Below are 20474 nucleotides of genomic sequence, written 5' to 3'. Positions count from 1 at the left end.
CGTATCAGGGCCTGCCAGGCGGTCCAGGGCAGGTCGCGAAGACCTGCCCAAAGCGCTTCGCGGGGCAGACTCTAGTGGGCAGTCTGCGGCGCCGGTGTGCTGCTGCGGGTGGCGTCGTAGAAATCCGGGGAGGGCGTCTCCGGGGGGCGCTCCAGTTCGCGCTGCTCCGGCCGGATCCCCAGCCGGCCGAACAGGGCCATGTCCTCGTTCGCCTGCGGATTGGGCGTGGTCAGCAGCTTCTCGCCGTAGAAGATGGAATTGGCGCCGGCGAAATAGGCCAGCGCGTGCATCTGTTCATTCATCTCCTCACGACCGGCCGACAGCCGCACATGCGAGGCCGGCAGCAGGATGCGGGCGACGGCTATGGTACGGATAAAATCAAACGGATCCAGGTCCTGCTCGGCCGCCAGCGGAGTGCCCTCCACCCGCACCAGCATGTTGATCGGTACGCTTTCGGGGTGCTCCGGCAGGTTTGCGAGTTGCTGCAACAGGCCGGCGCGATCGCGCTGGGTCTCGCCCATACCGACGATGCCGCCACTGCAGATCTTCATACCGGCCTCGCGCACATGACCGAGCGTATCCAGCCGGTCCTGGTAGCTGCGGGTGGTGATGACCTCGCCGTAGTATTCCGGCGAGGTGTCCAGGTTGTGGTTGTAGTAGTCCAGTCCCGCCTCACCCAGCTCCCGGGCCTGGGCCCCGGTCAGCATCCCCAGGGTCATGCAGCTCTCCAGGCCCAGTTCCCGCACGCCCTTGACCATGGCCACCACGTAGGGCATGTCCCGCGCCTTGGGCGAGCGCCAGGCGGCACCCATGCAGAAGCGGGTGGCACCACTGGCCCTGGCAGCCCGTGCCTGCTCCAGTACCTTGTCCACTGCCATCAGCTTTTCGGTTTCCAGACCGGTATCGTAGCGGTTGCTTTGCGGACAATAGGCGCAGTCTTCAGGACAGGCGCCGGTTTTGATGGAAAGCAGTGTGCTCACCTGCACCTGATTCGGGTCAAAATAGCGACGGTGCAGAGTGTGGGCGCGAAACAGCAGATCATTGAACGGGAGGTCGAACAGCGCCTCGATTTCCCCGCGGGACCAGTCGTGACGAATATCAGGGTTAGCAGCGGTCATGGTGTTATCTCGGGCCAAGAAGTCAGGCCGGCCATGATAAGCTACCGGAAAATGCTGTCAACCAAAGGAAGGCATTGTGGTTGACAGTGGATTCTTCAACGCCTGTCTGGAGGGCCTGTTTCCCCAGTACTGCCTGCTGTGCAAGCTGCGCAGTCATCAGCCGCTGCCACTGTGCGACCACTGTCGCACCGCGCTGCAATGCAACAGCCACTGCTGTCATCGTTGTGCGCTGCCACTGGCGCCGGGAGCCGGGCAGCGGGTCTGCGGCCAATGCCTGCAGCATCCGCCAGCACTGGATCGGGCCATCGCGCCACTGATCTACGAGCCCAATATCGCCTGGCTGATCCAGCGCTGGAAGTTCCATCGCGAACAGCGCCTGGCCGCGCTGTTCGCCCAGCTGTGGCTGGACCGGGTCAGCCCGCCGGCGGACCGGGATCTGCTGCTGCCGGTGCCACTGCACTGGCGGCGGCTGTTGTGGCGGGGCTTCAACCAGGCCACCGCGCTGGGGCAGGCATTGCAGGACCGCAACGCGACGCTGGCGACAACACCGCTGCGCGGCGACCGGCTGGCTCGCCACCGCTACACGCCAGCCCAGGCCAGGCTTGGCGCCCGAGCCCGCGACCACAACCTGGATGCAGCCTTTGGCGTGCGCTTCGATGCGAGCGGCCTGCGTATCGCGCTGATCGACGATGTGATGACCACCGGGGCCACCGCCAACACCCTGGCGGCGGCATTGAAGCGGGCGGGAGCGGAGGAGGTCCAGCTGTGGTGCGTAGCGCGCACACCAGCCCCCGCGGGCTGATACAATGGCAGCCGTCTGTCACCAAGGGTCTGCCGTGCGTCTACTGTGCCTGTTTCTGTTCATCTGTTGTGCCCCGCTGCAGGCCGCCGAAACCGTACTGCGGGTGGCCGTGGCCGCCAATTTCCGTGCGGCGATGGAAGAACAGCTGCTGCCTGCCTTCACAGCCACGCATCAGGTCCAGGTGGAGCTCAGCAGCGCCTCCACCGGAATGCTGCATAACCAGATCCGCCACGGCGCACCCTTTCATCTGCTGCTGGCGGCCGACAACGTCGCGCCGGCCGCGCTGGCTGCCAGTGGCGAAGGCGTCGCGGACACTCTCTTTTGCTATGCCAGGGGGCGGCTGGTGCTGGTGGGTGGCGAACTCGCACAACTGCAAGACCACGCCCACAGTATCGCGATCGGCAATCCGGCGCTGGCGCCCTACGGTCGGGCTGCGGAACAGGTGCTGGCGCGGCCTGACTTCGCCTCGGGCGCGGCACGCAAGCGCGTGCTGGGCAGCAACGTCCTGCAAGCCCTCCAGTTCTGGCACAGCGGCAGCGTGGACCTTGCACTGCTGCCTCGCTCACTCGCCCCCGATGGTCTACTGATCCCGGCGCGCTGGCACGAACCGATAGAACAGCAGGGCATACTGCTGCAGCGCGGCGCCGATCTGGCCGCCGCCCGTGCCCTGCTGGCCTGGTTGCAGGGCCCCGAGGCCGGCACCGGTATCCGGCGGGCAGGTTACGACCCGTGCTCCTGACCCCGGCGGAACTCGATGCGATCCTGCTGACAGTGATGCTGGCGGGGGTGACCACACTGCTGTTGCTGCTGCTGGGCACGCCGCTGGCCTGGTGGCTGTCGCGTCGCCGCGGCACGGTACCGGCACTGCTGGAAGCCCTGGTGGCCATGCCACTGATTCTGCCCCCCACGGTACTGGGCTTCTACCTGCTGTTATTGCTGGCACCCGATAGCGCACTGGGCAGTCTGTGGCAGCAGTTGACAGGCAGCCAGCTGGCCTTCAGTTTCAGCGCCCTGGTGATCGGCTCGGTGATCTATTCGCTGCCCTTTGTCGTGCAACCACTGCAGACCGCATTTTCCCGGGTCCCCGGGGAACTACTGCAGGCCGCCGCTACACTCGGTGCCAGCCCCGCCGACCAGTTCCGCTCGGTGGTGCTGCCACTCACCCGGCGCAGTTTCCTGATTGCCGCCAGCCTGGGCTTCGCCCACACCGTGGGCGAGTTCGGCGTGATCCTGATGATCGGCGGCAACATACCCGGCGAGACCCGGGTATTGTCGGTGGCCCTGTACGACTATGTGGAGACCCTACAGTTTGCCGAGGCCCACAGGTTGGCGGGAGGACTGGTCCTGTTCTCGCTGGCGCTGCTGTTCCTGTTGTACCGCAGCGATCGCCGCGGCTCCCGGGTCACGCCATGAGCTCGCTAACTCTGGACCTGCGCTTGCGCGGCGCCGACGGCTTCCTGTTGCAGGTAAATTGCCGTCTTCCCGGGATCGGCGTCACCGGTATCTACGGTCCCAGCGGCAGTGGCAAGACCACCTTGCTGCACTGCATCGCCGGCCTGCGCCGGGGTGAGGACGACAGCGTGGTGCGCTTCGGCCACCACAGCTGGCAGCAGGCGGGGACGTTCCTGCAGCCCTGGCAGCGGGATATCGGCTTCGTGTTCCAGGATGCGCGCCTGTTCCCTCACCTCAGCGTCGAGGGCAATTTACGCTACGCGGCGCGGCGCGCAGTCGATGGCTCGGTGCCGCCGCTTTCCCAGGTGGCCAGCTGGCTGGCCCTGGAGGACTTGCTGGAACGCGCACCTGACACCCTGTCCGCCGGTCAGCGGCAGCGGGTGGCCATCGCCCGTGCGATCCTGCGCGCCCCGCGGCTGCTGCTGCTGGATGAACCGCTGGCCAACCTCGACGCCGGTGCCCGCCAGCAGTGCCTGTTGTGCCTGCAGCGGCTGCAGCGCGAACTGCAATTGCCCATGCTCTACGTCAGCCACGATATCGCCGAGCTGAGCCAGCTTGCCGAACACCTGCTGCTGTTGCGAGCCGGCCAGGTCGAGGCCAGCGGCCCCTTGCTTGAGCTGTGCGGCCGCGTGGATCTGGCGCTGGCCCAGGAGCCCCAGGCCGCTGCGCTGCTGCTGGGGCAGGTTCGTCACCATGATCTGGAATACGGCCTGACCGAGCTGGAAGTCGAGGGCCAGCCGCTGCTGGTCAATCATCTGCCCGCGGCAGTGGGGGAGTGGCGCCGGATTCGTATCCCGGCGCGGGATATCAGCGTCTGCCGGGAGCGTCCCGCCCACAGCAGCATTCTCAACATCCTGCCCGTCACGCTGCAGCAGATGCAGGAGACCGGCAGCGCCCAGATGGTGCTGCGCCTGGCCTTCGGCCAGCAATTCCTGCTTGCCCGTATCACCCGCAGGTCCGCGTCCACCCTGGGCCTGCGCCCGGGGGAGCCGCTCTACGCCCAGATCAAGAGCGCCGCCCTGCTATCGGAGAGCCATACATGAATCCCAGTGAACATCCCTACGATCGCCTCACACCGGACCGCGTTATCGACGCAGTGGAATCCGCGGGTTACCCCTGCGATGCCCGGCTGCTGGCGCTGAACAGCTATGAGAACCGGGTCTACCAGGTGGGCATCGAGGACGCCACGCCGCTGATCGCCAAATTCTATCGCCCGGGCCGCTGGAGCGATGCCCAGATCCTGGAGGAGCACAGTTTCAGCCTGGAACTGCAGGACGCGGAAATCTCCGTGGTGGCCCCGCTGGTGGATGCGGACGGTCACACTCTGCACCATTTCGAAGGTTTCCGGTTTGCGCTGTTTCCACGCCGCGGCGGCTATCCCCCCGAGCTGGACAACATGGACAGCCTGCTGGTGCTGGGGCGAACGCTGGGCCGCATCCACGGCGTGGGCGCCAGCGCGCGCTTCGAGCACCGCCCCACCCTCAATGTCGACGACATGCTGACCGGGAACCGGGAGTTCCTGCTGGCGAATTTTATTCCCCGCGAGCTGCAGGCAGCCTACGACAGCATCACGCTGGAGCTGCTGACGCTGGTCAATGACAGTTACGGTAAGGTGGGCGAAGACGACCTGATCCGGGTGCACGGCGACTGCCATGTCGGCAACATCCTGTGGCGCGACGACTGCGCCCACTTCGTGGACCTGGACGACTGCTGCATGGCGCCGGCGATCCAGGACCTGTGGATGTGCCTGAGCGGCGAACGCCACGAACGCCAGCTGCAGTTGTCGGAAATGGTGGAGGGCTACAACGAGTTCTTCGACTTCCAGCCGCGGCAGCTGCGCTGGATAGAGCCGCTGCGCACACTGCGACTGGTCAACTACGCTGCCTGGCTGGCCCGGCGCTGGCAGGATCCGGCCTTTCCCCGCAGCTTTACCTGGTTCAACACCGAGCGCTACTGGGGCGACCATGTGCTGGCGCTGCGGGAGCAGCTGTACGCGCTGCGGGAGGAGCCGTTAAGCCTGCTATAGAAGAAATGGCACGCGCTTTAGCTCGCTCCGGAGGTAGGTCGGCGTCCTGGGAGGGGGCTTTCGAGACCGTATGCGACATGGATGTCGCATCCGAGCCTCCATGGACGGATTCACGGCGTGTCTCGAAAGCCCCCTCCCAGGATGTCGACCGGGCTACGAAGTCCCAACACCCTTAAGCAAGTGCCACTGGCTCTAGGGTCCGCTGGCCGCCGAGGCCGGGTAGATCCTGGACCACAGCCAGCGCCACAGGCTGTTGCCCGCCAATACCTCCCGGTCAACGCCCGCAAAGAAGGCCTCCAGGCCCTCCGGATCGGCAAACAGGTCCATCCGCGTGGTGAAGCCCCGCGCCGGGTCCAGCTCTTTCACCACCCGCGCCGGGTTGCCGGCCACCACCACGTTGGCCGGCACATCCCGGGTCACCACTGCCCGCGCCGCCACCACGCTGTTGGCGCCGATACTCACTCCCTTTAGCACCGTGGCGTGATCCCCCAACCAGACATTGTCGCCGATGTGCACCGGGCTGGGCTGCTCCGCCCGCTGGTTGCGATCATACAGCGTATGCCAGTCGGAATCGGTGACATAGACGCCGTTGGCCAGCATCACGCCGTCGCCGATGACAATCTCATCGCTGGCGCAGATGCGCGAACCGGGACTCAGCAGCACACAGTCACCGATCTCGATCCGGCCCAGGCCAGGCTCGCGGCCCCAGACGCCGATCTCGACCCGGTGCATGGGCTCGCCGATCGCGGTAAAACAGCGGCCGATATGTATATTGGCGCCGGAGATGTGCACATACCAGGGTTTCATTACCGCGTGGTGCGGCCCCAGGTGGCTGCAGCGTGGCCGCAGAAAGTATTCGGTGTACCAGCGGCGAAAGCACAGGTAGGCCCGTTTCAGCCAGTACGGACGCAGGTCCCTGTGCATACGTCAATTCCCACCCTTGGTGGCAGCCACCGCGGCCATTATCATGGACGTGCGGCCAGCCCCGGGGCCGGTGCACGCAAGACTGACACTGTTACAGGAGCCCGCCACCCTTGCAAGCCCCATCCCGCCCGGTCACCAGCAATCAACAGGGGCCCACCCGCGGCTGGCGGAGGTGGTCCAGCGTCATCTGCGGCAACCGCACCGGCAGCCGCTGGCGGCCCGCAACGATGCCGCCTGGAACAGGCTGGAGCAGGCGCTGGACCGCGGCCGCCCGCTGGTGCTGGATTCCTTCTGCGGTACCGGCATGAGCACTGCGCTGCTGGCCGCGCAGCACCCTGAGCACCTGGTGGTGGGCATCGATAAATCCGCCCACCGCCTGGCCAGGCACCAGCGGACGGCGGAGAGCGAGCGCTACCTGCTGCTGCAGGCGGACTGCGAGGACATCTGGCAGCGCCTGTGGCAGGGCGGCTGGCAGCTGGACTATCACTACCTGCTGTACCCCAACCCCTGGCCCAAGGCGGCCCACCTGCAGCGCCGCATTCACGGCCATCCCGGGCTGCGCGCGCTGCTGGCGCTGGGTGGCCAGCTTGAACTGCGCTCGAACTGGCAACTGTACGTGGAAGAGTTCGGCCTGGCGCTGCATATCGCCGGCCGCCGCGGCTGGGTCGCACGCCTGCCGGAACAGGCATCGCTGACGCTGTTCGAGGAAAAATACCGGCGCAGCGGCCAACCCCTGTGGCAATACCGGGCCGCCGCCCCGGTGACGAATGCCCCCATTATGGTCTAAAGTGTCTAGTACCCCGTCAAGGTGATATTGCCGCATGCAGTCAGCCCAACAGCGGTCCAGTGCTAGGCGTTTTCTCGAAGGCATAGTGGGGCTATGTCGAGAGGAAACAACGACGCAATGGACCGCTGTTGGGCTGACCCGAAGGGCGCTAAGCAGGCCGCTCTCTGCCGCGTTGCACTGGCTTGACGTAGCGCCACTATGCCTGCGCCAGCGCGCCTTGCAGAGAGCGGCCTGCTTAACGCTGCATGCGGCAATATCATCTTGACGGGGTACTAGTTCAATGCGAGGTCTTACTATGTCGACAAAGAAAATCGATCCGGTCTGGGACCGGATTCATCGGGAAACGGCCCAGCATGCGGCGGAAGAGCCCATCCTCGCGAGCTTCCTGCACGCGACCATTCTCAACCACCACAACCTTGAGTGCGCGCTGAGCTTTCACCTGGCCAATCAGCTGGACAGCCCCACCGCCTCCTCCTTGCTGCTGCGCGAGGTCATTCTCGAGGCCTTCAAGGACGACAGCTGCCTGCGCAAGTCCATCCGCGCAGACCTGCTGGCCGTGGAGGACCGCGATTCCGCCTGCCACGAGCTGTACATCCCGTTTCTGTATTTCAAGGGTTTCCATGCGCTGCAAACCCACCGGGTGGCGCACTGGCTGTGGCAGCGCGATCGCCAGTCCCTGGCGCTGTTCTTCCAGAACCGGGTGTCGGCCGAATTCGCCGTGGACATTCACCCGGCCGCCAAACTGGGCCACGGCATCATGCTGGATCACGCCACCGGCGTGGTGATCGGGGAGACGGCCGTGGTCGGCAACGATGTGTCGATCCTCCAGTCTGTCACGCTGGGCGGCACCGGCAAGGAAGATGGCGACCGTCATCCGAAAATCGGCAACGGCGTGCTGATCAGCGCCGGGGCCAAGATCCTGGGCAATATCCGCATTGGCGACGGTGCCAAGGTCGGGGCCGGTAGCGTGGTACTGGACGAGGTGCCACCTCATACCACTGTGGCCGGCGTGCCGGCGAAAATCGTCGGCAGACCGGCGACCCGTTCACCGGCGCTGGAAATGGATCATCATTTTTGCTGCACAGAGGAAGAAGAAGCAGAAGAAACCGCACGGCGGCAGCTGGGTTGATCCTGCATACCGCCGCGAACGTCAGTGCGCCGTGTGATACTGGGGCGACAGCTCCTGCACCGCCTCCACGAAGGCCGTGACGTGGTCCGGGTTGACCCCGGGGGTAATGCCGTGGCCCAGATTGAACACGTGCCCACCACCGTGACCAAAACTGCTGAGGATCGAGCCCACCTCCTCGCGGATACGGGCCGGAGAGGCGAATAACATCGCCGGATCCATATTCCCCTGCAGTGCCACCCGGTCGCCCACCTGGGAGCGGGCCACCCCGATATCAGTGGTCCAGTCGATCCCCACTGCCTGGGCCCCACAGTCCGCTATCGCCGGCAGCCACTGGCCGCCGCCCTTGGTGAACACAATCACCGGTACTTTGCGGCCGTCAGCCTCTGTGGGCAGACGGCTGATCACCCGCTGCATGTACTTCAGCGAATATTCCTTGTAGCCGGCGGCGCTCAGCGCTCCGCCCCAGGTATCAAAGATCTGCAGCACCTGGGCGCCGGCGTTGACCTGCTCGGTCAGGTAGTCCGCGACCGCATCCGCCAGCAGGGCCAGCAACTGGTGCATCAACTCCGGGCGATCGTAGGCCATGCCCTTGACCTGGGCGAAATCCTTCGACGAGCCTCCTTCGACCATGTAGGTCGCCAGGGTCCAGGGACTGCCCGAAAAGCCGATCAGAGGCACCTGGCCGCACAGCTCGCGGCGGATGGTACGCACGGCATTCATCACATAGGACAGGTCATCCGCGGCCCTGATGGGCGTCAGGCCGGCGAGATCCTCCTCGCTGCGCACGGTTTTGCGAAAGCGTGGACCCTCGCCCTCCTCAAAATACAAGCCCAGGCCCAGCGCATCGGGTATCGTCAGAATATCGCTGAACAGGATGGCCGCATCCATCGGATAGCGCCGCAGAGGTTGCAGGGTCACCTCGCAGGCCAGTTCCGCATTCTTGCACAGGTCCAGAAATGACCCGGCCTGCTCCCGGGTGGCACGGTATTCCGGCAGGTAGCGGCCCGCCTGACGCATCATCCAGATCGGCGTCCGGTCGACATCCTGGCGCTGCAGCGCACGCAGCAAACGATCGTTCTTCAGTTCCGTCACAGTTTCTCCCTGGCTGTTGTCATGCTCAGACTTCGAGGTAGTCGAGTATGCCTTCCGCCGCCTGGCGGCCCTCCCATATTGCGGTGACCACCAGGTCCGAACCACGCACCATGTCGCCACCGGCAAACACCCGCGGATTGCTGGTCTGGAATTTGTAGGTCTGCTCTTCCGGGGCAACCACACCCTGCCAGTCATTGGTTGCCACCGCCAACTCCTCCAGCCAGGCCGGGGGGCTGGGCTGGAAGCCGAAGGCGATGATCACGGCATCGGCCTCCATGACTTTCTCGCTGCCGGGAATGGGCTGCGGCCGGCGCCGGCCGTCGGCATCGGGTTCGCCCATCTCGGTCTCGATCATTTTCACACCACAGGCGCGGCCGAAGTATTCGACGATCTCGATCGGTTGCCGGTTGAACAGGAATTCCACGCCTTCTTCCTTGGCGTTGGCGACCTCGCGGCGGGAGCCAGGCATATTGGCCTCGTCCCGGCGGTAGGCGCAGATCACATGTTTCGCCTGCTGCCTCACCGCGGTGCGCACACAGTCCATCGCCGTGTCGCCACCGCCCAGCACCACCACCCGCTTGCCCTTGAGGTTCACATAGGCCTTGGAATCCTGCTCGAAACCCAGGTTGTGGTTCACATTGCCAACCAGATAGGGCAGGGCCTTGTGAACACCGGGCAGGTTCTCGCCAGGGAAATCACCGCGCATCGGGGTATAGGTCCCCATACCCAGGAACAGCGCATCGTACTCTTCCAGCAGCTCTGCAACGCTGACATCCCGGCCGACTTCTGTATTGAGGCGGAACTCGATGCCCATGCCCTCGAACACTTCCCGGCGCCGGATCATCACTGACTTCTCCAGCTTGAACTCGGGGATGCCAAAGGTCAGCAGGCCACCGATTTCCGGATAGCGGTCAAACACAACCGGTTTCACACCCGCGCGCGCCAGCACATCGGCGCAGCCCAGGCCCGCCGGACCGGCGCCAATGATAGCGACCTTCCTGCCAGTGGGCACTACCGCGGACAGATCCGGCCGCCAGCCCATGGCCAGCGCGGTATCGGTGATGTACTTCTCCGAGGAACCGATGGTCACCGCGCCAAAACCGTCGTTCAGCGTGCAGGCGCCTTCACAGAGGCGGTCCTGGGGGCAGACCCGGCCACACACCTCGGGCAGGGTATTGGTCTGGTGGCTGAGTTCAGCAGCCTCGAACAGATTGCCTTCGCTGACCAGCTTGAGCCAGTTGGGAATGAAGTTGTGTACCGGACACTTCCACTCGCAATAGGGATTGCCGCACTCCAGGCAGCGGTGGGACTGCTCGGCCGCCTGATCGGCGGTGAACGGCTCGTAGATCTCCGCGTATTCGGTGGTGCGCTGTTGCATGAGCTTCTTGTCGGGCTCGTTGCGCCCGACATCGATAAACTGAAAATGGTTTTCCAACCGCTTTCTCATAAACCCTTCCTGCCTTCCGGCATTTAGTCGGTATTCCGCAGACGGGACAACAACTGGTTGAAGTCGGCTGCCTTGGGTTTGACCAGCCAGAACCTGCCCACGTAGTCCTCGAAATTATCCAGCAGCTCCGCGCCCCAGGCCGAACCGGTCTCCTGCGCAAATTCGCGGATACTGGAGCGGAGGTGGTTGCGATGGGCTTCCATGTGCTCGGAGTTGACCCGGTGGATATCCACCAACTCGCTGTTGTACTTGTCGATAAAACTGCGATCCTGGTCCAGCACGTAGGCAAAACCACCAGTCATGCCGGCGCCGAAGTTCACCCCGGTGGGACCCAGCACGGTGACGGTGCCGCCGGTCATGTATTCACAGCAGTGGTCGCCAGCGCCTTCCACCACCGCGTGGCAACCGCTGTTGCGCACGGCGAAGCGCTCACCGGCAGTGCCGGCCGCGTACAGGTGGCCGCCGGTGGCGCCGTAGAGGCAGGTGTTGCCGATGATCACCGTATCCTGGGAGCGGAACCCGGCGTCCCTGGCCGGATAGACCACCAGCTTGCCACCGGCCATGCCCTTGCCCACATAGTCATTGGAGTCGCCCTCCAGGTACATGTGCAGGCCGCCGGCATTCCATACGCCGAAACTCTGACCCGCGGTACCGGTCAGGCGCAGCACGATGGGGTCACTCTCCATATCGGTATTGCCGTAGCGCCGGGCGATCTCGCCGGAAAGACGGGCACCGATGGATCGGTCGCAGTTGGTCACTGAAAAACTGAACTCGCCGCCACTGCGCGCCTCGATCGCGGGCAGGGTCGCCGCTACCATGGCCTCGGCGGTTTCGCCCCGGTCGAAGGGTTTGTTGGCAGTCACCTGACAAAATTCCGGCTGCCCGGCCGCATCCGGATGCTTGTACAGTATGGGGCTGAGATCCAACCGCGCCTGCTTGGCGGTCTCGCCCGGCAGGCGCTGCAACAGGTCGGTGCGCCCGATCAGTGCCTCCAGCGACGGCACCCCCAGCCGGGCCAGCCACTCGCGGGTTTCGGTGGCGATGAAGGTGAAGAAATTCATCACCATTTCCACGGTGCCGTTGAAGTGATCGTCGCGCAGCTTTTCGTTCTGGGTGGCAACGCCGGTGGCACAGTTGTTGAGATGGCAGATACGCAGATACTTGCAGCCCAGCGCCACCATCGGCCCGGTGCCAAAGCCGAAGCTCTCGGCGCCGAGAATCGCCGCCTTGACCACATCCAGGCCTGTCTTCAGGCCACCATCGGTCTGCAACCTGATAACCCCCCGCAGGCCATTGCCGCGCAGGGTCTGCTGTACTTCGGCCAGCCCCAGCTCCCAGGGCGAACCGGCATAGCGGATCGAGGTCAGCGGGCTGGCGGCGGTACCGCCGTCGTAGCCACTGATGGTGATCAGGTCGGCATAGGCCTTGGCCACGCCGGCGGCAATGGTGCCGACGCCGGGCTCCGAAACCAACTTCACCGACACCAGGGCCTTCGGGTTGACCTGCTTGAGGTCGAAGATCAGCTGCGCCAGGTCCTCGATGGAATAGATGTCGTGGTGCGGTGGCGGCGAAATCAGCGTCACCCCCGGCACCGAGTAGCGCAGGCGGGCAATCAGCGCATTGACCTTGCCGCCGGGCAGCTGGCCGCCCTCACCGGGCTTGGCGCCCTGGGCCACCTTGATCTGCAGCACTTCGGCATTGACCAGATAATGCGGGGTCACCCCGAAACGGCCCGAGGCGATCTGCTTGATCCTGGAACTGCGCTCGGTGCCATAGCGGGCCGGGTCCTCGCCGCCCTCGCCGGAGTTCGAGCGGGCCCCGAGCCGGTTCATCGCCGCCGCCAGCGCCTCGTGGGCCTCGGGACTCAGTGCCCCCAGCGACATGCCGGCGGAATCGAAGCGCGGCAGAATGCTCTCGATCGGCTCCACCTGCTCCAGCGGCAGCGCTTGCTGTGCCAGCACCGGCGTCAACAGGTCGCGAATGGTCGCCACCGGCCGCTTGTTCACGAGATCGGCATAGCGCTGATAGGTGGCGTAGTCGCCGGTGGCGACCGCCAGTTGCAGCGTGGTCACGACATCCGGGTTGAAGGCGTGATACTCCTGGCCGTGCATATATTTCAGCAAGCCGCCCGGCTGCAGCGGTTTGCGCTGGGTGCGGGCGCGCAGGGCTACACGCTTCTGGTCATCCTCCAGCTCCGCAAAGCCCGCCCCCTCGATGCGCGAGGCCACGCCACAGAAGGCGGTGTCCACGACTTCCCGGGCCAGGCCCACCGCCTCGAACAGCTGGGCGCCGCGATAGGAGCTCACCGCCGAGATGCCCATCTTCGACATGATCTTGAGCAGGCCCTTGTTGATGCCCTTGCGGTAGTTCTTGTAGCAGGCGCCGGGCTCACCCAGCAGTTCGCCATCGCGTATCAACTCTTCCAGCACACTGTAGGCGAGATAGGGATAGACTGCGGTGGCGCCGAAACCCAGCAGGCAGGCCACCTGGTGTGAATCGCGGGCGCTGGCGGTCTCTATCACCAGGTTGGCGTCGCAGCGCAGACCCTGCCGGATCAGGTGGTGATGCACAGCGCCAGTGGCCATCAGGCTGTGGATGGGCAGCCGCTGCGGGTCGATGGCACGATCCGAGATGATCAGAATGGTACTGCCTTCGCGCACCGCCTGCTCGGCGTCCTGCACCAGCTGCAGCACTGCCTGCTGCAGGTTCATTGCTGTCGGGTCGTAGGTGGCGTCGATGTCCCGCACTTCGAAACCGGGCCGCTGCAGACCCAGCAGGGTATTGAACTTGCCCTGGGACAGCACCGGCGAACTGAGAATCACCCGGTCGGCGTGTTCCGGACCCTCGTAGAATATGTTCTTCTCTGCCCCCAGATCCGTTTCCAGCGACATCACGATGCTTTCCCGCAGCGGATCGATTGCCGGATTGGTTACCTGGGCGAATTTCTGGCGGAAGTAGTCGTACAGGGAGCGCTCATGCCGCGACAGCACGGCCATGGGCGTATCGTCTCCCATGGAGCCAACCGCTTCATTGCCGGATTCCGCCAGTGGCCGCAGCACCTGGTCACGCTCCTCGAAGGTCACCTGGAACATCTTCATGTATTGCTTTATCTGCTCCCGCTCGATCCCGGGCGTGAGCTCGCCGCCAAAGGTTCCCTCAATGCGCTGGGCGTTGTCTTTCAGCCAGCGCTTGTAGGGTTGGCGGGTCTTGAGCCGATTGTCGATATCCTCGGTCTCCAGCACTTCGCCAGTGTGGGTATCCACCATCAGGATCTGGCCGGGCCCGACCCGGCCCTTGGCAACGACGTCCTCGCTGCGGTAGCCGTGGGTCCCCACCTCTGAGGCCAGGGTAATGAAACCATCCTTGGTCTTGACCCAGCGCGCCGGGCGCAGGCCATTGCGATCCAGCAGACACACGGCATAACGCCCGTCGGTCAGCACGATGCCGGCGGGCCCGTCCCAGGGCTCCATGTGCATCGAGTGGTACTCGTAGAATGCGCGCAGCTCAGGGTCCATGGATTCAATGTTCTGCCACGCCGGCGGGATCAGCATGCGCAGCGCCCGGGGCATGTCCACGCCGCCGGTCAGCAGCAAATCCAGCATGTTGTCCAGACTGGAGGAGTCCGAGCCAGTGCGATTCACCAGCGGGGTGATTTCGCGGATATCGGGCAGGCGCTCAGTCTCGAACAGCGCAGTGCGGGCCTCGGCCCAGTTGCGGTTGCCATCGATCGTGTTGATCTCGCCATTGTGAGCCAGCAGCCGGAATGGCTGCGCCAGTGGCCATCTGGGCATGGTGTTGGTGGAAAAACGCTGGTGGAACACACAGATAGCGGTTTCCAGGCGCTCGTCATCCAGGTCGTGATAGAAGCGCGGCAGGTCCACCGGCATCACCAGGCCCTTGTAGGCGATGACACGCCCGGACAAGCTGCAGATATAGAATTCCGGATCGTCCCGGTTGGCGATCTCCGCCTTGCGGCGGGCCACAAACAACCGCGTCGACAACTCATCCTGGCTCAGACCGTCGGCCGTGGCAAAAACCTGCTCGATGCGCGGCATGGCTGCCAGCGCGATCTCACCGCATACGCTGCTGTCGGTGGGCACCACGCGCCAGCCCAGCAGCGTCAGGCCCTGGTCGGTCAGAGCCTGCTCCATGGCAGCGCGGGCAGCTGCTGCCCGCGCCTCGTCGGGGGCGAGGAATATCTGGCCCACACCGTAATAGTCGCCCAATTCGGCATCGAAGCACTCCCGGGCCAGGGTGCGCATGAACATGTCGGGCATCTGCATCAGCAGGCCACAGCCATCGCCGGTCTTGCCATCCGCGGCGATGCCACCGCGGTGGGTCATGCAGGTCAGGGACTCTATCGCTGTCTGCAGCAAGCGGTGGCTGGCATCGCCGGCGGTATGGACGATCAGGCCAAAGCCGCAGTTGTCACGGAATTCTTCAGGGCTATACAGGCCTGCACTCATACTCGGTCCAGAATAATAAGTAAAATCAATTGGTTACGCCGACATACCCCACGCCTCGGCAGCGTATGGGCAAAAGGGGGATGCTATTTTACACAGATGGCCTGTACGGAACAAACAGCTCCCGGAAAGCCCCGTTCACCCCCATCCGCGGCTCTCAAGGGCAGTAATCAGGAGTCAGGCCGGTCCTCCCCGGGGGCGCTGTCACGCCGCAGCTGTGCGGCAGCCAACAAATCTTCCAGCTCCGCCGGGGTCACGTCGTCGACGACGCAGGCCTCTCCAATGGCACGCAGCAGCACCAGTCGCAGGCGGCCGTCAACTACCTTCTTGTCGCGCGCCATCAGTTCCAGGAACAGCGCCGGGCCCATTCCGGCGGGGACATCCAGTGGCAGCCCGGCAGCGTGCAGCAAGCGTTCCAGGCGGACGGTTTCCGCCGGATCCAGCCAGCCGCGCTGCACCGACAGGCGCAGGGCCAGCAACATCCCGACCGCCACCGCCTCGCCATGCAGCCAGTTGCCATAGCCCTGCGCGGTTTCAATGGCATGACCGAAGGTGTGACCGAGATTCAGTATGGCGCGCAGACCACCTTCCCGCTCATCCGCCGCCACCACACCCGCCTTGAGTGAGCAGCTGCGTTCAATCGCTTCGGCCAGTGCAGCCTCATCCCGCGCCAGCAGGCGGGGCATCGCTTCCTGCAGCCACTGGTAGAAGCCGGGGTCGCAGATAAGCCCGTACTTGATCACCTCGGCGAGCCCCGCCGCCAGTTCCCGCCGCGGCAGGGTGTGCAGGGTCACGGTGTCGATCAGCACCGCGCGGGGCTGGTGAAAGGCGCCGATCATGTTCTTGCCCAGCGGGTGATTTACCGCTGTCTTACCGCCGACAGAGGAATCGACCTGAGCCAGCAGAGTGGTCGGCACCTGCACGAAATCCACCCCGCGCTGATAACAGGCGGCCGCGAAACCGGCGATATCGCCCACCACACCGCCACCGACCGCGACCAGTGTGGTATTGCGGCTGTGATTATCCTGCAACAACCGGTCGAGAATATGCTCCAGGGAGGCGAGCGTCTTGTACTGTTCGCCGTCTGGCAACACGATCTCGGTCAGCAGCTGCCGCTCGCCCAGAGCCTCGCGCACCCGCTCCACGTACAGTGGCGCCACGGTATCATTGCTGACGATTGCAACCTGGTTGCCGCGGATATGACGCGCCAGCAAACTCTGACCGGAGAACAGGTCACGGCCTATGTAGACCGGGTAGCTGCGCTCTCCCAGCTCGACGTGAAGGGTGTGCATGATGACTGACAAAGCAGGCTCCCGCCGCGAAATGGCGCCTATTCTAGCGTTGCCGGGCCCTGCTTGTCTGCATTGAGCGCCACTACCAGGCGCTGGGCCACGACCCGGGGGCTGCAGCCATCGGTGTCGATAACATGGTCGGCAATTTCACGGTATAGCGGGTCCCGGGTCATCATCAGGGTCCTCAGTACCTCCTCCCGGTTGCCCTGTTGCAGCAGCGGCCGCTTGCGGTCGCGGCGGGTGCGCCGCAGCTGTTCGGCAACCGTGGCATGCAGGTAGATCACGAAGCCGCGGGAGCCCAGCGCCTGCCGGTTCTCCGGCCGGATCACGACGCCGCCACCAGTGGCCAGCACGATATCATCCATCTGCGTCATTTCCTCTACCACCTGGGCCTCGCGCAGCCGAAACCCCGCCTCACCCTCGACATCAAAAATCCACGGGATATCCGCGCCGGTACGGTGCTCAATTTCGGCGTCAGTGTCGGCGAAGGCGAGACCCAGATGACGGGCCAGGTACTTGCCAATAGTAGTCTTGCCGGCCCCCATGGGGCCGACCAGGAATACGCGGTGCAGCTTGATCATTACAGTAACGGCAGGCCTGGTGTCATGTCGCTAGTCGAGCAGGGCGTCGGCCAGGATGCGGGGCGTGATGAAGATCAGCGTCTCGGTCTTGGTCTTGGAGTTGGATTCGTTGCGGAACAGGCGCCCAACATAGGGGATGTCCCCAAAAAAGGGCACCTTGGTCACGGACTGAATGTCCTCGGTCCGGAACACGCCTCCCAGCACTACGGTTTCACCATTGCCCACCAATACCTGGGTGGTTAGCTCGGTGGTGTCAATGGACGGGATGAAACCGCCCTGGCCGCTGGGCACCAGGTCGCCGACGGAGTCCTGGGTGATTACCAGGTCCAGCAGAATACGGTCGTCAGGCGTGATGTTCGGGGTCACATCCAGCTGCAGCACAGCCTCCTTGAACGAGGTGGTGTTCTGTCCACTGAGTGAGCCTTCCTGATAGGGGACTTCGGTACCGGACTTGATGGTAGCCTTCTGCTTGTCACCGGTAATCACCTTGGGTTGGGACACCACTTCGCCCCTTCCCGCAGCCTCCAGCGCAGACAGTTCGGCAGTGAGGAAAATATCCTCGCTGGTAAACCCCACCGCAAAGCCCCCCGCCTTGGAGGCGACCCCGAGATCGACCATCAACGCGCCGGGGAAGGTGACCGCTGACGGCTCTCCGTCGATCACCGACTGGTTGAGATTCACCACGTTCTGGGTATCACCGGATACCGACAGCGCATTGCCATTGAAATCCGAATCCACAAAACCACCACCCCATTCAATGCCCAGCTCCCTTTCCAGGTCAGACTGCGCAATCACAATGCGGGCCTCGATCATGACCTGGCGGATGGGAATATCAACCAGATCGATCAGCTCGCGGATCTCCACCAGCTTGGAACCGGTCTCGGTGACGATGAGGGAGTTGGTACGCGGGTCGACGATCACCGAGCCCCGCGAGGAGATCAGGGTGCCGCCGTCCTCCGAACCGGCCTGGAACAGATTTACCACGCTGGCCGCACTGGCGTAGCGGATGCGGATGAACTCGGTCTGCAATGGCGCCAGTTCGGCAATCTGCTTGTTGGCCTCGATCTGCTGGCGCTCGCGCTCGGCAATCTCGGCAGCGGGGGCGACCATTAACACATTGCCCACCTGTCGCTTGTCCAGGCCCTTGGTGCGCAGCACCAGTTCCAGCGCCTGGTCCCAGGGCACGTTCTGCAGCCGCAGGGTAATGCGGCCGGACACCGTATCGCTGGCAACCAGGTTGAGCTCGGTAAAATCGGCAATCAGCTGCAGTACCGCTCGCACTTCGATGTCCTGGAAATTCAGGGAAATGCGCTCACCGACATAGTTGAACTCGTCGCGCCGGTCCTCCACTTCTTTCTTGCTCAGCGGTTTAACCGAAATCACATAATCATTGTCCGTCTGGTAGGCCAGATAGTCGAATTCCCCGGTTGTCTTCAGGGTCAGCGAAGTACCGCGCTCGGAGGTATTCACATCGACACTGTTGACCGGGGTGGCAAAGTCGGTGACATCGTAGTTTCGCATCAGGCGCTCGGGGACGCTGGTATCGAGAAACTCGACCTTGATATCGCCGCGCTCGCTGAACACGTTCACATCCACCGCGGGGTTGGTCAGCTTCAGGGTCAAGCGGCCCTCGCCACTGCCGGTGCGCTGGAACTGCAGGTCGTCGATTTGCGAGTGCACCCGCGTCACGGATTCCTTTTTCGAGATCAGGCGGTTGGGGTCGCTGGAGGGTTTGACGTAGTCGCCGGTATCGTCCTGACCCACCACCAGGTAGAGACTGTTACCCTCGACCCGGGTTTCATAGGGCACCAGTTTCACCAGGTTCAGCACCAGGCGGGTGCGATCACCCGACTCCAGCACCACCACACCGGTGGCATTGCCATAGGGCAGGGAATAACTTTTGCGTTCTAGAGCGCTGCGGGCGCCGGGAAAGTCGATCGCAATCCGGGCGGGCTTCTCGATGGTATAGGCCTGCAGCTCTGGCGGCTCCTGATCAAAGTCCAGCCGCACTTCAAATTTACTGCCTGGCCGGGAGGCGAATTCGATCTCGGTTATGGTCGGGGCTGCATGCACCATCTGGGCAAAAAGCCCCAAAATCAGCATGGCAGTCAGTTGCTGCAAGCCCGGCCTGCGTCTGCGAAACCCCTCTCTCACGGCACCCTTCCCCAAATTCGCTGTTATGTTTACCATCGCTGTCACCAGTCGCACCTGCGTCAGATGCCGCTTAATTCTATTGTCCGCGGGCGCTCTACCCACCCGTCCTGCGTGCCGTCGCTGACTATTTCCACGACGGCCACGTAAGTGTCCGTCATCTCTACGATCTCACCATGATTCCGGCCCAGGAAGTCACCAACCTTGACTCTGTGTACCCCACCCTCGGGGTCACGGATCAGGGTCCATTCCTCGCCTCCACGCTCCAGTCTGCCGACCATGGCCAGCGAATCGAAGGTGAACTGTTCGAGAAATTCCTTGGCTCTGGATTCATCCGGCTTGACGGTACTGATCGCCTGCAATTGTGTGATATCGCGCACTTCGACGGGGCGGTCAAAGGGACTGCGCATTGCCGTGGCGCTATAGGCAAAAGCCTCATAGGTCTGAAATGTCGGAATGGGGGCAATGATCCCGCCGGGGCGGGAGCGCTTTTCAGCCATGAACTCATCCAGATCGGCAAAGTCATCACTCCCGCAACCGCTCAGCAGCAGACCGCTGCCCAGGACACCAAGCGCAAGCCGCAACACCTTGCTCATTCGGCGCCTCCATCCTTGTAGCGATAGGTTTTGGCCACGATACTGAGATTCAGGGCGCTGCTGCCGGCCTGGCCAGCGGTGATCGAAAAGTCGTGCAGAGTAACGATGCGGGGCAGCCCCGCCATACCGCTGATAAACGCGCCGAGGTCGTGGTAGGAGCCGGCCGCGGCGATCGCAATCGGCAGCTCCACATAGAATTCCTTCGCCTGCTCGGGCTGCAGGTTGATGCTCTTGATGTCCAGGCCATTCATCAGGCCCTTGTTGGTGATGTCCTCCAGCAGGCCGGGCACCTCAGTGTCACTGGGCAGCTGACTGACCAGCGCGCCGAAGGACTCTTCCATTTCCTCCATTTGCTTGACGTAGGCATCCAGGTTCGCTGCCTGGAAGGCCTTCTTCTCGAATTCCTGCTTGAGGGTCTGCTCTTCTGCCTGCACCCGTCCAAGCTGCGCCTGCAGATCCTTGATGTGATAGTAGTAGCCGCCCACCGTCACTACCAGCAGCAACAGCACACACAGTATGATCTTGATCCCCGAGGGCCAGGACCCAATATTGTCGAAGTCGACGTCGTTGAAATCGAATTCCCGGATTGCGCGCAGGCTGTCCTCAAGTGCCAT

Annotated in this window: 17 protein-coding genes; 7 read left to right on the top strand and 10 right to left on the bottom strand. The window is 63.7% G+C overall.

Annotation, left to right across the window (positions count from 1 at the left end; genetic code table 11):
- Positions 1–71: 71 nt before the first annotated feature.
- A complete protein-coding gene (bioB, locus tag G3T16_RS10940; RefSeq protein WP_163495299.1) occupies positions 72–1118 on the bottom strand; it encodes a biotin synthase BioB in 1047 nt (348 codons plus the stop codon).
- A 76-nt stretch (positions 1119–1194) separates the two neighbouring features.
- Between bioB and G3T16_RS10935 the strand changes: the two genes are divergently transcribed.
- Genes G3T16_RS10935 through G3T16_RS10915 form a run of 5 tightly spaced genes read left to right on the top strand, consistent with a single transcriptional unit; the run spans position 1195 to position 5398 of the window.
- Entirely contained in the window at positions 1195–1920 is a 726-nt protein-coding gene (locus G3T16_RS10935) for a ComF family protein (RefSeq protein ID WP_163495298.1), read from the top strand.
- 4 nt (positions 1921–1924) lie between these two features.
- Entirely contained in the window at positions 1925–2659 is a 735-nt protein-coding gene (gene modA / locus G3T16_RS10930; RefSeq protein WP_163495297.1) for a molybdate ABC transporter substrate-binding protein, read from the top strand.
- Entirely contained in the window at positions 2650–3333 is a 684-nt protein-coding gene (gene modB, locus G3T16_RS10925; RefSeq protein ID WP_163495296.1) for a molybdate ABC transporter permease subunit, read from the top strand. Before modA ends, modB begins: the two co-directional genes overlap by 10 nt.
- Positions 3330–4415 carry a molybdenum ABC transporter ATP-binding protein gene (gene modC, locus G3T16_RS10920; RefSeq protein ID WP_163495295.1) on the top strand — a complete coding sequence of 362 codons (1086 nt, stop codon included), beginning with the start codon at positions 3330–3332 and terminating at the stop codon, positions 4413–4415. The genes modB and modC overlap by 4 nt, the downstream gene beginning before the upstream one ends.
- Positions 4412–5398: a serine/threonine protein kinase gene (locus tag G3T16_RS10915; RefSeq protein WP_163495294.1), complete on the top strand. Its 987-nt coding sequence runs from the start codon at positions 4412–4414 to the stop codon at positions 5396–5398. Before modC ends, G3T16_RS10915 begins: the two co-directional genes overlap by 4 nt.
- A gap of 192 nt (positions 5399–5590) precedes the next feature.
- Here G3T16_RS10915 and G3T16_RS10910 read toward each other — a convergent pair whose 3' ends face one another.
- Positions 5591–6322 (bottom strand): acyltransferase, encoded by a 732-nt coding sequence (locus G3T16_RS10910; RefSeq protein ID WP_163495293.1) that lies wholly within the window; start codon positions 6320–6322, stop codon positions 5591–5593.
- A 43-nt stretch (positions 6323–6365) separates the two neighbouring features.
- On the opposite strand from G3T16_RS10910, the gene trmB reads away from it, so the two are divergent.
- Together trmB and cysE are read left to right on the top strand one after the other, a co-directional pair.
- Complete coding sequence (gene trmB, locus G3T16_RS10905) at positions 6366–7109, top strand: tRNA (guanine(46)-N(7))-methyltransferase TrmB (RefSeq protein ID WP_232059038.1); 744 nt, start codon at positions 6366–6368, stop codon at positions 7107–7109.
- Between the two features lie 295 nt (positions 7110–7404).
- Complete coding sequence (gene cysE / locus G3T16_RS10900) at positions 7405–8238, top strand: serine O-acetyltransferase (RefSeq protein ID WP_163495292.1); 834 nt, start codon at positions 7405–7407, stop codon at positions 8236–8238.
- A gap of 21 nt (positions 8239–8259) precedes the next feature.
- Here cysE and hemE read toward each other — a convergent pair whose 3' ends face one another.
- The 8 genes from hemE to G3T16_RS10860 form a co-directional block, all read right to left on the bottom strand.
- The gene (gene hemE / locus G3T16_RS10895) at positions 8260–9330 is read right to left on the bottom strand and encodes a uroporphyrinogen decarboxylase (RefSeq protein ID WP_163495291.1); all 1071 of its coding nucleotides are present in this window, start codon (positions 9328–9330) and stop codon (positions 8260–8262) included.
- 25 nt (positions 9331–9355) lie between these two features.
- Positions 9356–10777 carry an FAD-dependent oxidoreductase gene (locus G3T16_RS10890; protein ID WP_163495290.1) on the bottom strand — a complete coding sequence of 474 codons (1422 nt, stop codon included), beginning with the start codon at positions 10775–10777 and terminating at the stop codon, positions 9356–9358.
- Between the two features lie 23 nt (positions 10778–10800).
- Positions 10801–15243 carry a glutamate synthase large subunit gene (gene gltB / locus G3T16_RS10885; RefSeq protein ID WP_163495289.1) on the bottom strand — a complete coding sequence of 1481 codons (4443 nt, stop codon included), beginning with the start codon at positions 15241–15243 and terminating at the stop codon, positions 10801–10803.
- A gap of 167 nt (positions 15244–15410) precedes the next feature.
- A complete protein-coding gene (aroB, locus tag G3T16_RS10880; RefSeq protein ID WP_163497059.1) occupies positions 15411–16532 on the bottom strand; it encodes a 3-dehydroquinate synthase in 1122 nt (373 codons plus the stop codon).
- 38 nt (positions 16533–16570) lie between these two features.
- Complete coding sequence (gene aroK / locus G3T16_RS10875) at positions 16571–17113, bottom strand: shikimate kinase AroK (RefSeq protein ID WP_197911641.1); 543 nt, start codon at positions 17111–17113, stop codon at positions 16571–16573.
- A gap of 30 nt (positions 17114–17143) precedes the next feature.
- A complete protein-coding gene (gene pilQ / locus G3T16_RS10870) occupies positions 17144–19216 on the bottom strand; it encodes a type IV pilus secretin PilQ (RefSeq protein WP_197912033.1) in 2073 nt (690 codons plus the stop codon).
- A gap of 110 nt (positions 19217–19326) precedes the next feature.
- Positions 19327–19860 carry a pilus assembly protein PilP gene (locus G3T16_RS10865; protein ID WP_163495287.1) on the bottom strand — a complete coding sequence of 178 codons (534 nt, stop codon included), beginning with the start codon at positions 19858–19860 and terminating at the stop codon, positions 19327–19329.
- On the bottom strand, positions 19857–20474 hold the full coding sequence (locus G3T16_RS10860) for a type IV pilus inner membrane component PilO (protein WP_163495286.1): 618 nt from the start codon (positions 20472–20474) through the stop codon (positions 19857–19859). Before G3T16_RS10860 ends, G3T16_RS10865 begins: the two co-directional genes overlap by 4 nt.

It is taken from the genome of Kineobactrum salinum, from assembly GCF_010669285.1.
Classification (GTDB): Bacteria; Pseudomonadota; Gammaproteobacteria; order Pseudomonadales; family Halieaceae; genus Kineobactrum; species Kineobactrum salinum.
Note: the sequence above shows the minus strand (reverse complement) of the source record. Positions and strands in the feature narration are given on the sequence as shown.